The sequence below is a fragment of the Brevundimonas sp. ZS04 genome, from assembly GCF_001956865.1.
Classification (GTDB): Bacteria; Pseudomonadota; Alphaproteobacteria; order Caulobacterales; family Caulobacteraceae; genus Brevundimonas; species Brevundimonas diminuta.
The window spans coordinates 183945-197973 of record NZ_MTHE01000006.1; the positions used below are offsets into that span (position 1 = coordinate 183945).

A 14029-nucleotide genomic window follows, 5' to 3' on the forward strand; every position below is an offset into this window, starting at 1 on the left:
CGCTATCGTCCGATACGCAGTTGTTGCGGTTCGGACCAGGCTTCCAGCAGACGGCCGAAGCGATGGCGCGCGCCCTGCACCCGCCAGCTGTAGACGCCCGGCGGCAGGTCGCTGAGGGTGAAGGCCTCGTCGGTCAGGCCGGGCTGGTCGACCAGCAGGGCGCCGTCGCGGGCGCCGTCCTCGGCCTCGCGCCACAGCTGGAAACGGAAGGTCGCCTCGCCGACGCCCTCGGCCTCCCAGCGGAAGCGGTAGAAGCGGCGGCGGTCGCGTTGATCCATGGCCGAGGCCAGGCCGCCGACGCCGTTGCGGGCGCGGATGAAGCTGTAGGTCGTGGCCTTGCCCTCCAGCCCCTCTGGCGAGAGGGCGGTCAGACGCAGGAAGAAGGCGCCTTCCTCCATCTCGCCGAAGACCAGGGGGCCGCCTGGCGCGCTGTCGGCTTCGGCGAAGGCCTCGATCATGCCGGCGTCTTGGGCGACGCGGCCGCGATAGCGTTCGGCGCCGGGCAGGGGCTGGATGTCGAAAGCGACCTGGGCCTGGGTTTGCGGCGCGTCGGGGCGGGCCAGGGCGGGCGCGGGCAGCAGGGGCAGCAGGCGAACAGCGCCGGCGGCGGCGCTGACGCCCTGATCTGCGGCGGCCAGGGTTTCGGCCTCGCCCGAGGCGATGGCGACGGCGCCTTCCAGCACTTCGGTGCTCGAGCGGTCGGCGTCATCGTCGAAGGAGACGCGGAAGTCGGTGCCGCGCACGGCCGAGACCGAGACCGGGGTGCGGATGGCGAAGCCGCCGGGGCGGCGCCGGGGCGTGACGCGCGACTCGGCGCGGCCCCCCTCGACCGTCAGGGCGTGATCGACGGCGCCGTTGATGGCGTAGCGGCGCAGGCGGCTGACCCGCACGCGGCTGTTGGAGGGCACGACCACATGGCTGCCGTCGGACAGCGCCAGGCGGACGAAGGCGTTGGCCCCGGTGCTGAGAACGGCGCCTTCGCGCACGGTCTGGCCGGGTGCGGGGGCGGCGGAGCGGCCGTCCTGGTTTAGCGTCGCGGCGCCGCGGAAGCCGGCGATACGCGCCTCGTCCGGGTCGGCGCGCAGCAGATCGACCGGCAGGGCCAGGGTGCGGCCGATGGGCAGGCGGCGCGGATTGGCGACCCGATTCTCGCGCTGGACCCGGCGATAGTCGAGCGGCCGGTTCATATAGGCGGTCGCCAGGTCGATCAGGGTGTCGCCGGGGCGGACCACATAGTCGAGGGTCTCGACGGCGGCGGAAGACGCCGTCCGGGGCGCGGGCGGGGCGGCCGAAGTCTGTGCGGCGGCGCTTCCTGCGGCCAGCATCGCCGCAACCGCCAGAGCCGCAGACCAATCCGTCTTCATTCCGCCACCTGCGTCCTTATTCAGGCGTCAGGGCCGGGCTCGGCCCCCGCGACGCGCTCAAGGCGATATCCGTAGCTGTAAATGGGGGTCAGGCGGAAGCCTCGCTCGGGTCGCAACTCCAGCTTGTTGCGGATGCGCGAGATGTGCATGTCCAGCGAACGGCTGTTCAGGTCCGGCTCATTGCCCCAGACCGTCTCCAGGATATAGGTCCGCGACAGCGCCCGGTGCAGGTTGCGGAACAGCAGCAGGGCCAGGGCGTATTCCTTGGCCGTCAGAGCGACTGGCTGGCCGTCGCGGGTCACGGACCCGGCGGACTCGTGGAAGGACAAGCCGTCATAGACCTCGACGCCCGGCGTCGTCGGCTGGGCGTAGGCGCGACGGATCAGGGCGTTGATCCGCGCCGCCAGCACCGGCTTGGACAGGGGCTTGGGCAGGTAGTCGTCGGCCCCGGCGTCCAGGCCTGCGACCACGTCTTCATCCTCGGCGCGGCTGGTGACCAGCAGCATGGGCGGGGCGGGCTTCAGATTGGTGCGCGCCCAGGCCAGCACCTCCAGACCCGAACGGTCCGGCAGGTTCCAGTCGACGATCAGCATGTCGAAGGTGTCCTTGCGCAGGGCGGAGATCAGCGCCTGGCCGCGCGAAAACAGAGTGGCGCGATACCCGGCGTCTTGGACGACCTCGGAGACGAACTCCAATTGGACGGGATCGTCATCTAATATCGCGATCTTCATACTTGTTACGCAGCTCCGAGGAGAACGCTGGAGTCATAGCCCCGGATGCTCGGCTTTAGAGCAATGTAAAATGTAAAATATGGTCACCCCTCGGCGCGTCTCGGCGTGGTCGCGGGCAAGGGGGCGAGGCGGCTGACCTGATCCTGACACAGGGCCTTGATCCAGCGCCGGACCGTTTTCAGCCGCGCCGTGCCGTGGACCTCGCGGTGGGTGCTGAGCCAGAAGCGCCTCTCGATCAGCACAGCGTCCGCTAGAACGCGCGTCAGTCCCTCCGCCAGAAAGCAGGGCAGGACGCCGATGCCGCCGCCCGCCGCCACCATGTCCCGTTGGGCGCGGATGGAGGAAGAGGCTAGTCGCGGGCGAAGGTGCGGGCGGATCTCGTCCAGATAATGCAACTCGGGCGCATAGATCAGGTCGTCGACGTATCCGACCATGTCGACGCGGTGCAGGTCGTCGATGGTGTCGGGCGCGCCGTGGCGTTCCAGGTATTCCGGCGCGGCGTAGAGCGCCAGTTGATAGGTGGTCAGCGGCTCGACGATCAGGCGCGGCCCGGCGGCGGGGCTGAGGGTGATGGCCATGTCCACCTCGCGGCGGCTGGGCGACAGGAAGCCGGAGCTGGCCGCCAGTTCGACGTTCAGCCCCGGATGCGCCGCCAGCAGGCCGGGCAGGGCGGGGGCCAGCACCGCCCCGCCGAAGCCTTCCGAGGCGCTGATCCGCACGGCGCCGGCGATCAGGTCGGGCTGGGTGACGCGCCCGGCGGCCTCCATCGCGCTTTCAGCGTCCAGCGCCCGCTCCAGCAGCTGGGCGCCCGTGGCCGTCAGGTGCAGTCCGGCGGCCGAGCGCACCAGCAGGGTGGACTTCAGCGCCGTCTCCAGCCGCGCCACGCGCCGTCCGACCGTGGCCGCATCGACGCCCAGCCGCTGCGCCGCCGTGGCCAGCGACCCGGCGCGCGCGGCGGCCAGAAACACCCTCAGATCATCCCAGTCGAACATATGCAAATATGCACATCATCACCTGCAAGATTGCAATGGGCCTGACCGGCCCGCTCTGCTAGGGCAGGCTCACGAAGAACCATAATCATCGGGAGAGACGTTCAATGCGCGATATTCGCCACTTCATCGACGGTGCGGCTTTTGATGGGGCGTCGGGCCGCTTCGGCGACGTCTTCAACCCCAACACCGGCGAGGTTCAGGCCCGCGTCCAACTGGCGACGCCGTCGGAACTGGACCGTGCGGTCCAGTCGGCGCAGGCCGCCTTCGAAGGCTGGTCCTCGACCAACCCGCAGCGTCGCGCCCGCGTCATGTTCGAGTTCAAGCGCCTGGTCGAGGCGAACATGAACGAACTGGCCGAACTGCTGTCCAGCGAGCACGGCAAGGTCATCGCCGACTCCAAGGGCGACATCCAGCGCGGTCTGGAAGTGATCGAGTTCGCCTGCGGCATCCCGCACGCCTCGAAGGGCGAATACACCTATGGCGCCGGTCCGGGCATCGACGTCTATTCCATGCGCCAGCCGCTGGGCGTGGTGGCGGGCATCACCCCGTTCAACTTCCCCGGCATGATCCCGATGTGGATGTTCGGCGTGGCCATCGCCGCGGGCAACACCTTCATCCTGAAGCCGTCCGAGCGTGATCCGTCCCTGCCGGTGCGTCTGGGCGAGCTGATGATGGAGGCGGGCGCGCCCAAGGGCGTGCTGAACGTCGTCCACGGCGACAAGGTGGCGGTCGACTCCATCCTCGAACACCCGCTGATCCATGCCGTGAGCTTCGTCGGCTCGTCGGACATCGCCCACTATGTGTTCCAGAAGGGCGCGGCCCACGGCAAGCGCGTTCAAGCCATGGGCGGCGCCAAGAACCACGGCATCGTCCTGCCTGACGCCGACATGGATCAGGTCATCAAGGATCTGACCGGCGCGGCCTACGGCTCGGCCGGCGAGCGCTGCATGGCCCTGCCGGTCGTGGTGCCGGTCGGTCAGCGCACCGCCGATGAACTGCGCGAGCGTCTGGTCTCGGAAATCCCGAACCTGCGCGTCGGCGTCTCGACCGACGCCGAGGCCCACTACGGCCCGGTCGTCACCCAGACCCACAAGGACAAGGTTCTGGGCTGGATCAACAAGGGCGTGGAAGAAGGCGCCGAACTGGTCGTCGACGGCCGCGAGTTCAGCCTGCAGGGCCACGAGAAGGGCTTCTTCATCGGCCCGTCGCTGTTCGACCACGTGAAGCCCGAGATGGAATCCTACAAGGAAGAGATCTTCGGCCCGGTGCTGCAGATCATGCGCGCCGCCAGCTTCGAAGAGGCCCTGAGCCTGCCGAGCAAGCACCAGTACGGCAACGGCGTCGCCATCTTCACCCAGAACGGCCGCGCGGCCCGCGACTTCGCCGCCCGCGTCAACGTCGGCATGGTGGGCATCAACGTGCCGATCCCGGTGCCGGTGGCCTATCACTCGTTCGGCGGCTGGAAGCGTTCGGCCTTCGGCGACATCAACCAGCACGGCATGGAAGGCGTCCGCTTCTGGACCAAGACCAAGACCGTGACGGCGCGCTGGCCGGATAGCGATCTGGAGCATGCGGACTCGAGCTTCGTCATCCCGACGATGGGCTGATCCTGACCCTCTCCCAATGGGAGAGGGCTTGAGCCTCGGAGAGCGAAGCGATCCGCTAAGGCGAAAGGGTGAGGGTTCAAGCTGTCAGTCGGCGGCAGCCGTTGCGATACGGCTTGCGCCGACTGAGGCCGGGAACCCTCATCCGCCCCTTCGGGGCACCTTCTCCCATCGGGAGTAAGGATTACAGTGAGCGAGAAGGGCTAGCTGAGAACGTACGGGATCACGCCCCGCTCATTCTCCGGCACGGCCAGCGTGCGGTCGATCGGCGGAAACGCCCGTTGCGTGCAGTCCGTCCTCTCGCAGATGCGGCAGTTGACCCCCATGCGCGTCGGCGGGCCGTTCAGGTCCAGACCCTCTGCATAGACCAGCTGCGCCGCGTGCTCGATCTCGCACCCCAGCCCCAGCGCATAGCGCCGGTCAGGCTCCAGAAACGAGCCGCCCGGCTTGGACACGCTCTTGGCGATGCAGACGTAGCGGGCGCCGTCGGGCATCTCCGACAGATTGACCAGAATGCGGTCCGGGGCGCTGAACGCCTCATGGACGTTCCATAACGGGCAGGCGCCGCCGAAACGGGCGAACTGGAAGCGCGTGGCGCTGTGCCGCTTGGTGATGTTCCCGGCCATGTCCACCCGCGCGAAGTAGAAGGGCACGCCGCGCCAGCCGGGCCTCTGTAGCGTGCTCAACCGGTGGCAGGCCTGTTCGAAGCTGACGTGGAAGCGGTTGCGCAGGCGGTCCACGTCGTGCCGCAACGCTCGCGCCGCTTCCAGAAAAGCGCGATAGGGCAGCAGCAGCGCCCCTGCCGCATAGTTGGCCAGACCGACCCGGCATACGTCGCGCGCGGCGGGAATGTCGAAGGCGGCGCGGTCCAGTTCGTGCTCGATCAGGTCTTCAAAGCGCAGCCGAACCAGCTGGTGCGCCATCTGGAAGGCGCGGGTGGCGCCCGGCAGGCTGGCGTCGACATAGAGGATGCGTGCGCCGGGATCGAAACGCCGCATGGCGCCGCGCCCCTGACCGGTGGCGACGCGCACCCCGCACAGGTCGTTGAGGGCGGCCTCAAGCTCACGCTCCGGATGGACGCCGTCGCCGAGGTTCAGTCGTGTGGCCAGATCCTCGGCCGCGCGATCCAGGGCGTCGATGTAGTTGTCGCGATAGTGGAAGAAGTCGCGCACCGCCTCATAGGGCAGGGCGGGGGCGGCGTCGGCGGCGTGTTCGTCGCGGCCCAGCGTCTCGTTCAGCGTCTTCAGCCGCTCGTCCAGACGGCGATAGTCCTGATGCAGGGCCAGGAATTGCCGCGCCAGCCGGGGCGCGTTCATGGCCGCCTGCTTAAGCTCGCCCGCCGTCGGCGCCTCGGCGTGGCCCGCGACGTCGGTGGTCGCCTCGCGCAGGTCGGCGATCAGGCGGGCGTCGCCGTCCAGATCGAACAGGCTGGCGTCCACGTCGAAGGCGCGCGTCAGGGCGATCAGCACCCGCGCCGTGGCCGGGCGCTGGTTGGTCTCGATCTGCGACAGATAGGACGGCGACAGCGCCAGCCGCCCGGCGCACTGCTCCAGCGTCCAGCCGCGCGCCTCGCGCAGCTTGCGGACCTTGGTCCCGAGGTAGAGTTTTTCAGCCATGATGGTCGGGCATTGCAACTTTGCAAAAACGCCTGTCTGCCTTGGCAGGCTTACGCACTTGGAGGCCTTTTGCAAAGTTGCGATTGCCTTTTTGCGATGAAGCGGCTTGTTGGACCCTGAACGAAGTCAGGGAGTCGCTCCAACCATGAGCCAGGCCATCCTCGAGGAACTCGAGCGCCGTCGCGCCGCCGCCAAGCTGGGCGGGGGCGCGAAGCGCATCGCCAGCCAGCACGCCAAGGGCAAGCTGACCGCCCGCGAACGCATCGGCGTCCTGCTGGACGAAGGCTCCTTCGAAGAGACCGACATGTTCGTGGAGCACCGCAGCCACGACTTCGGCATGGCCGAGCAGCGCATCCCCGGTGACGGCGTCGTCACCGGGCGCGGCACGATCAACGGCCGCCTGGTCTATGTCTTCTCGAAGGACTTTACGGTGTTCGGCGGTTCGCTGTCGGGCGCCCACGCGGCCAAGATCGTCAAGATCCAGAAGATGGCCCTGACGGCGGGCGCGCCGATCATCGGCCTGTTCGACGCCGGCGGCGCGCGTATTCAGGAAGGGGTGGAGAGCCTGGCCGGTTACGCCGACATTTTCCTGCAGAACACGCTGGCGAGCGGCGTCATCCCGCAGATTTCGGTCATCATGGGGCCGTGCGCGGGCGGCGACGTCTATTCGCCCGCCATCACCGACTTCATCTTCATGGTGAAGGACACCTCCTACATGTATGTGACCGGCCCCGACGTGGTGAAGACCGTCACCAACGAGGTCGTCAGCCACGAGGATCTGGGCGGCGCCCGCGTCCATGCGGGCAAGTCGGGGGTCGCCGACGGCGCCTTCGAGAACGATCTGGAGGCCCTGTCGGAGGTCCGCCGCCTGATCGGCTTCCTGCCGCTGTCGAACCGCGAGACGCCGCCGGTCCGCGACACCTATGACGAGCCGGATCGCGACGAGGCCTCGCTGGACACCCTGGTCCCGGCCAATCCGAACCAGCCCTATGACATGAAGGAGCTGATCCTGAAGACGGTCGACGAGGCCGACTTTTTCGAGATCGGCGCCGACTTCGCCAAGAACATCATCTGCGGTTTCGGCCGTCTGGACGGCCAGCCGGTCGGCATCGTTGGCAACCAGCCCCAGACGCTGGCGGGCGTGCTGGACATCGACTCCAGCCGCAAGGCCGCGCGCTTCGTGCGCTTCTGCGACGCCTTCCACATCCCGCTGGTGACCTTCGTCGACGTGCCGGGCTTCATGCCGGGCACCAAGCAGGAATACGGCGCCCTGATCAAGCACGGCGCCAAGCTGCTGTTCGCCTATGCCGAGGCCACCGTGCCCAAGCTGACGGTCATCACGCGCAAGGCCTACGGCGGCGCCTATGATGTCATGAGCTCCAAGCACCTGCGCGGCGACGTCAACTACGCCTGGCCCACCGCCGAGATCGCGGTCATGGGCGCCAAGGGCGCGGTCGAGATCATCTTCCGCAAGGAGGCCGGCGACCCCGAGGCCCTGGCCGCGCGCGAGGCCGAATACAAGGAACGCTTCGCCAACCCCTTCGTGGCGGCCGGGCTCGGCTATATCGACGACGTCATCATGCCCCACGGCACCCGCCGTCGGCTGATCAAGGCGCTGAAGACGCTGAAGAACAAGACCCAGGAAAATCCCTGGAAGAAGCACGACAACATCCCGCTGTAAGGCCCAGAAATGTTCGATAAAATTCTGATCGCCAACCGCGGCGAAATTGCTGTTCGCGTCATCAAGACCTGCCGCCGCATGGGCATCAAGACGGTGGTCGTCTACTCCGACGCTGACGCCGGGTCGCTGGCCTGCGAGATGGCGGATGAGACGGTGCATATCGGCCCGTCGCCGGCTGCGCAGTCCTATCTGATCCAGGACAAGATCGTGGACGCCGTGAAGCAGACGGGGGCGCAGGCCGTGCACCCCGGCTTCGGCTTCCTGTCTGAAAACGCAGGGTTTGCGCGGCGCCTGAAGGCCGAGGGCATCGCCTTCATCGGGCCGAACCCCGAGGCGATCGACGCCATGGGCGACAAGATCACGTCGAAGAAGTTCGCCGCCGAGGCGGGCGTCTCGACCGTGCCGGGCCACATGGGCCTGATCGAAACGCCGGACGAGGCGGTGAAGATCGCGCGCGAAATCGGCTATCCGGTCATGATCAAGGCCTCGGCCGGGGGCGGGGGCAAGGGCATCCGCGTCGCCCATTCGGACGACGACATGGCCGAGGGTTTCGCCGCCGTGAAGGCCGAGGCGCTGAACGCCTTCGGCGACGACCGCGTCTTCCTCGAGAAGTTCATCGTCGACCCGCGCCACATCGAGATTCAGGTGCTGGGCGATAAGCACGGCAACGTCATCCACCTGTTCGAGCGCGAATGCTCGATCCAGCGCCGCAACCAGAAGGTCATCGAAGAGGCGCCGTCGCCCCTGCTGGACGAGGCGACCCGCGCCGCCATGGGGGCGCAGGCCGTCGCTCTGGCCAAGGCGGTGAACTATGACTCGGCGGGCACGGTCGAGTTCGTCGCCGGTCAGGACAAGAGCTTCTACTTCCTGGAGATGAACACCCGTCTGCAGGTCGAGCATCCGGTGACGGAGTTGATCACCGGCGTCGATCTGGTCGAGCAGATGATCCGCTCGGCCTGGGGCGAGCAGCTGGCGATCAAGCAGGACGACCTGTCGATCAACGGCTGGGCCATCGAGAGCCGCATCTACGCCGAAGACCCCTATCGCGGCTTCCTGCCGTCGATCGGCCGTCTGGTGCGCTATGAGCAGCCGGAAGAGGGCAATCAGGGAGACTATACGGTCCGCAACGATTCCGGCGTCCGCGAGGGCGACGAGATCAGCATGTTCTACGATCCCATGATCGCCAAGCTGTGCGCCTGGGGCGAGACGCGCGAGGACGCCGTGCGCGGCATGGCCCGCGCGCTGGAGGACACGCATCTGGCGGGGCTGGGCCACAATGTGCCCTTCCTGGCGGCGGTCATGGATCAGGAACGCTTCCAGTCCGGCGAGCTGGCGACCAGCTACATCAAGGACGAATTCCCCGACGGCTTCCACGGGCTGGCGCCGACGCCGGAGCAGGTGAAAATCCTGATCGCTTCGGCCGTGGCCATGAAAGAGGTCATCGCCGAACAGGACGGCGACCCCAGCGAGCGCACCGACTGGACCGTCCTGATCGACAAGACGGCGTATGAGGTCGAGGTCGGCTATGACGAGGCCGAAGACCTGATCGTCGCCATCGACGGCGAGGAGGTCTCCCTGTCCGAGATCGAATGGCGTCCGGGCCTGTCGCTGTTCAAGGCGGTGCTGGACGACGACGCCTTCACCGCCGAGGTGAAGCGCGCCGCCGACGGCTTCGACATTCGCCACCGCGCGGCGCGGGCGCGGGTGCGCGTGCTGCGTCCCGACGTGGCGCATCTCTACGCCCTGCTGCCCGAGAAGCAGGCGGCGGACACCTCCAAGCAGGTGCTGTCGCCGATGCCGGGGCTGGTGGTCGACATCCCCGTGACCCCGGGCCAGGAGGTCAAGTCCGGCGAGACCGTGGCCATCATCGAGGCCATGAAGATGCAGAACATCCTCAAGGCCGAGCGCGACGGCAAGGTGAAGGCGGTCAAGGCCAAGGCCGGCGACCCGGTCGCCGCCGACGACGTGCTGGTGGAGTTCGAGTAAATGACTGAGTTCGCCGTCCCGACGCCGCTGGAGTGGCGTGAAGCCGCTATCAAGGCGCTGAAGGAGCGTCCGCTGGAGAGCCTCATCCATCTGGATGCGGACCATCTGGCGACGAAACCGCTGTATGGGGCGGCGAACGGCGGCGAGCCGGTGTTCGCGCCCCGGCCCTCGGATTCCGAAGGCCGGGCGTGGGACGTGCGGGCGCTGAACGAGGGCGAGGACGCCGACGTCCTGAACCGCGCCGTCCTGACCGATCTGGAGAACGGGGCGGCCTCCGTCCTGATCGCCAGGCCGGTCGCGGCGGACGCTGCGAAGTTGGCGCGCGCGCTGGACGGGGTGGCGTTGGAGCTGGCGCCGGTGGCGCTGGACGCCGGGTTCGAGGGCGTGAAGGCGGCGGAGGCTCTGTCGGCGGCCGCCAAGGGGTCGCCCCGCGCCAAGCTGGCCTTCCACCTCGATCCGATCTCGGCCTATGCCGAGGCAGGCGGGGCGCCGGGCGGTTTCGCGGCGATCATGGGCGAGACGGCCAAGGCGGCGGCGACCCACGCCGCGACCTATCCTGAGGCGACGCTGTTCATGGCCTCGGGCCGCGTGGCGCATGAGGCGGGCGGCTCCATCGCCCAGGAACTGGCCTTCGCCGCCTCGTCGGCCGTGGCCTATGTGAAGGCGGCCTTTGAAGCGGGGCTGTCGGTTGAGGCGGCGCTGAAGGGCGTCGTGCTGGGCGTCGCCGTGGACCAGACCTATTTCGATTCCCTGGCCAAGATCCGCGCCCTGCGTTTGATCTGGGCCAGCGTCTCCAAAGCGTTCGGCGCCGAGGTTCCGGCGATCATTGAGGCGCGCTCGTCGCGGCGGATGCTGTCGGCGCGCGATCCGTGGCCGAACATGCTGCGCCTGACCGCCGCCGGGTTCGCCGGGGCCGTGGGCGGAGCCGATGCGGTGGTGCTGGACGGCTTCACCCGCGCGGCGGGCCTGCCGGACGATTTCGCCAAACGTCAGGCGCGCAACACCCAGCTGATCCTCATGGAGGAATCCAACCTTGGCCGCGTGGACGATCCGGCCAGCGGCTCCTGGTATCTGGACGCGCGCACCCGCGAACTGGCCGAGGCCGCCTGGGCCGAGTTCCAGGTCTATGAGGCCGAAGGCGGCGTGATCGCCTGTCTGGAAGGCGGGGTGATCCAGCCCCGCATCGCTCGCGCCCGCGACATGGCCGAAAAAGCCTTCAAGGACGGCGCCGCCCAGATCGTCGGCGTCACCAAATTCGTCGACCCGGACGTGCGTCCTGCGCCGGTGACTCCTGCGCCTGCTGCGCCTGCCGCTGTCGGAACGTTCGAGGCCCTGGCGCCTGTCCGCTTCGCAGCCGCCTTCGAGGAGGCCGCCCAATGAGTTTTCCTGACTTCTCCAAAGTCGCCCTCGATCTGGGCGCCGTCGGCGTCGGGCCGGACCGCGCGGCGTGGACGACGCCCGAGGGGCTGACGGTCGAGACGGCTTATGGTCCGGATGCGCTGGACGGGCTGGACTTCATCCATGGCCTGCCGGGCTTCGCCCCCTTCGTGCGCGGGCCGTATCCGACCATGTATGCGGGCGCGCCCTGGACCATCCGCCAGTATGCGGGCTTCTCGACCGCCGAGGAGTCCAACGCCTTCTATCGCCGCAACCTGGCCGCCGGTCAGAAGGGCCTGTCGGTCGCCTTCGATCTGGCCACCCACCGGGGCTATGACTCGGACCACCCGCGGGTGAAGGGCGACGTCGGCATGGCGGGCGTGGCCATCGACAGCATTCTGGACATGCGGACCCTGTTCGACGGCATTCCGCTGGACCAGATGTCGGTGTCCATGACGATGAACGGGGCGGTGCTGCCGATCCTGGCCCTCTACGTCGTGGCGGGCGAGGAGCAGGGCGTCGATCACGCCAAGCTGACCGGGACCATTCAGAACGACATTCTGAAGGAGTTCATGGTCCGCAACACCTACATCTATCCGCCTGCGCCTTCGATGCGGATCATCGCCGACATCTTCGAGTGGACGGCGAAGGAAACGCCCAAGTTCAACTCCATCTCCATCTCCGGCTATCATATGCAGGAGGCGGGGGCCTCGGCGGACATCGAACTGGCCTACACCCTGTCGGACGGCATCGAATACCTGCGCGCAGGCAAGGCGGCGGGCATGGAGATCGACCGTTTCGCGCCGCGTCTGAGCTTCTTCTGGGCCATCGGCATGAACTACTTCATGGAGGTGGCCAAGATGCGCGCCGGCCGCCTGTTGTGGGCCGAGGCGGTCAAGCGCGAAGGCGGCGTCAATCCGAAGTCGCTGTCCCTGCGGACCCACTGCCAGACCTCGGGCTGGTCGCTGGCGGCGCAGGACGTGTTCAACAATGTGCCGCGCACCATGGTCGAGTGCATGGCGGCGGCGGGCGGCCAGACGCAGAGCCTGCACACCAATGCGCTGGACGAGGCTCTGGCTCTGCCGACCGACTTCTCGGCCCGGATCGCGCGGAACACCCAGATTCTGGCGCAGGCCGAGACGGGTCTGACGCGCGTCATCGACCCGTGGGGCGGCAGCTTCTACGTCGAGCGCCTGACTCAGGAGCTGGCGACCAAGGCCCGCGCCCTGATGGAGGAGGTCGAGGCCTACGGCGGCATGGCCAAGGCCATCGAGGCGGGCATTCCCAAGCTGCGGATCGAAGAGTCCGCCGCCAAGACGCAGGCCCGCATCGACACGGGCCAGCAGACGGTCGTGGGCGTGAACAAATATCTGAACCCCGTGGTCGACGACATTCCGATGCTGAAGGTCGACAACGCCGAGGTGCGCGCCCGCCAGATCGAGAAGCTGCAACGCCTGAAGGCCGAGCGCGACGAGGCGGCGACGCAAGCCGCGCTCGACGCCCTGACCGAGGGTGCGCGCGGCAATGAGAACCTGATGGAGCTGGCCGTGCGGGCGGCTCGCGCCAAGGCCACCGTGGGCGAAATCTCCGACGCGCTGGAGGCCGCCTTCGGCCGCCACATCGCTACGGTGAAGACGGTTTCGGGCGTCTACGCCAAGGAGGCGGGCAACGATCCCAAGGTCGCCCGCGCCCGTGAAATGGTCGCCGCCTTCGTCGAGAACGACGGCGGCCCGCCTCGCATCCTGATCGCCAAGCTGGGGCAGGACGGCCACGACCGGGGCCAGAAGGTGGTCGCCACCGGATACGGCGACATCGGCTTCGACGTGACGGCCGGTTCCCTGTTCCAGACGCCTGCCGAGGCGGCCAAGGACGCGGTGGAGAAGAACGTCCATGCGGTCGGCGCCTCATCGCTGGCGGCGGGGCATCTGACGTTGGCGCCTGAGCTGATCGCCGAACTGGCGAAACTGGGCCGCCCGGACATCATGGTGGTGGTCGGCGGGGTTATTCCGCCGTCGGACGTGCAGCCCCTGCTCGATATGGGCGCGGCGGCCGTCTATCCGCCCGGCTCGGTGATCGCCGAGACGGCGGCGGACCTGATCGAGAAGCTGAACCAGCGCCTGGGCTACGCCCAGCCGACGCCTGTGGAGACGAAGAAGTGATCGGCAATCTGAACCACGTCGGCGTCGCCACGCCCTCCATCGCCGAGTCGATCAAGCTGTATCGCGATATTCTGGGCGCCACGAAGATCGGCGAGCCGTTCGACCTGCCCGCCCAAGGGGTGAAGGTCTGCTTCATCGACACGCCGACGGCCCAGATCGAACTGATCGAGCCGTTCGACGAGACCAGCCCGATCACAGGCTTCCTGGCCAAGAACCCGAAGGGCGGCCAACACCACGTCTGCTTCGAGGTGGCCGACATCCACGCCGCCATCGCCGAGATGCGCGCCAAGGGCGTGACCATTCTGGGCACGGGCGAACCCCGCATCGGGGCGCACGGGACGCCGGTGGTGTTCCTGCATCCCAAGGAGATGGGCGGGGTGCTGATCGAGCTGATGGAGACGCCGAAAGGCGATCACTAGAAGACAAAGGCCCGGTCTCGCGACCGGGCCTTTTTCATGATCATGGCTCTTCGTCATCCTCGGACTTGATCCGAGGATCGGGCCATCCGTCTGCGTGACG

The 14029-nt window shown here is 67.9% G+C and carries 10 protein-coding genes; 6 read left to right on the forward strand and 4 right to left on the reverse strand.

Annotation, left to right across the window (positions count from 1 at the left end; translation table 11 throughout):
* Window positions 1–2: 2 nt before the first annotated feature.
* From BJP32_RS10135 to BJP32_RS10145, 3 genes are all read right to left on the reverse strand, one after another.
* On the reverse strand, window positions 3–1364 hold the full coding sequence (locus tag BJP32_RS10135; RefSeq protein ID WP_076223901.1) for a FecR domain-containing protein: 1362 nt from the start codon (window positions 1362–1364) through the stop codon (window positions 3–5).
* A 20-nt stretch (window positions 1365–1384) separates the two neighbouring features.
* A complete protein-coding gene (locus BJP32_RS10140; protein WP_003165587.1) occupies window positions 1385–2095 on the reverse strand; it encodes a response regulator transcription factor in 711 nt (236 codons plus the stop codon).
* A gap of 83 nt (window positions 2096–2178) precedes the next feature.
* Complete coding sequence (locus tag BJP32_RS10145; RefSeq protein WP_076223903.1) at window positions 2179–3087, reverse strand: LysR family transcriptional regulator; 909 nt, start codon at window positions 3085–3087, stop codon at window positions 2179–2181.
* Window positions 3088–3191: 104 nt separating this feature from the next.
* Here BJP32_RS10145 and BJP32_RS10150 point away from each other — a divergent pair, with 104 nt between their 5' ends.
* Window positions 3192–4694 carry a CoA-acylating methylmalonate-semialdehyde dehydrogenase gene (locus BJP32_RS10150; RefSeq protein WP_003165585.1) on the forward strand — a complete coding sequence of 501 codons (1503 nt, stop codon included), beginning with the start codon at window positions 3192–3194 and terminating at the stop codon, window positions 4692–4694.
* 200 nt (window positions 4695–4894) lie between these two features.
* Here the strand turns inward: BJP32_RS10150 and BJP32_RS10155 are convergent, their stop codons facing one another.
* Window positions 4895–6307: a short-chain fatty acyl-CoA regulator family protein gene (locus BJP32_RS10155; RefSeq protein WP_076223905.1), complete on the reverse strand. Its 1413-nt coding sequence runs from the start codon at window positions 6305–6307 to the stop codon at window positions 4895–4897.
* Window positions 6308–6452: 145 nt separating this feature from the next.
* Between BJP32_RS10155 and BJP32_RS10160 the strand changes: the two genes are divergently transcribed.
* From BJP32_RS10160 to mce, 5 genes are read left to right on the forward strand one after another with little or no spacing between them, the layout of a single operon-like run.
* Entirely contained in the window at window positions 6453–7988 is a 1536-nt protein-coding gene (locus tag BJP32_RS10160) for an acyl-CoA carboxylase subunit beta (RefSeq protein WP_003165583.1), read from the forward strand.
* Between the two features lie 9 nt (window positions 7989–7997).
* The gene (locus BJP32_RS10165; RefSeq protein ID WP_076223907.1) at window positions 7998–9974 is read left to right on the forward strand and encodes an acetyl/propionyl/methylcrotonyl-CoA carboxylase subunit alpha; all 1977 of its coding nucleotides are present in this window, start codon (window positions 7998–8000) and stop codon (window positions 9972–9974) included.
* Window positions 9975–11354 carry a methylmalonyl-CoA mutase family protein gene (locus BJP32_RS10170; RefSeq protein WP_076223909.1) on the forward strand — a complete coding sequence of 460 codons (1380 nt, stop codon included), beginning with the start codon at window positions 9975–9977 and terminating at the stop codon, window positions 11352–11354.
* Window positions 11351–13510 (forward strand): methylmalonyl-CoA mutase, encoded by a 2160-nt coding sequence (gene scpA, locus BJP32_RS10175; RefSeq protein WP_046651982.1) that lies wholly within the window; start codon window positions 11351–11353, stop codon window positions 13508–13510. The genes BJP32_RS10170 and scpA overlap by 4 nt, the downstream gene beginning before the upstream one ends.
* Window positions 13507–13929: a methylmalonyl-CoA epimerase gene (gene mce / locus BJP32_RS10180; RefSeq protein ID WP_003165579.1), complete on the forward strand. Its 423-nt coding sequence runs from the start codon at window positions 13507–13509 to the stop codon at window positions 13927–13929. The genes scpA and mce overlap by 4 nt, the downstream gene beginning before the upstream one ends.
* Window positions 13930–14029: the final 100 nt, after the last annotated feature.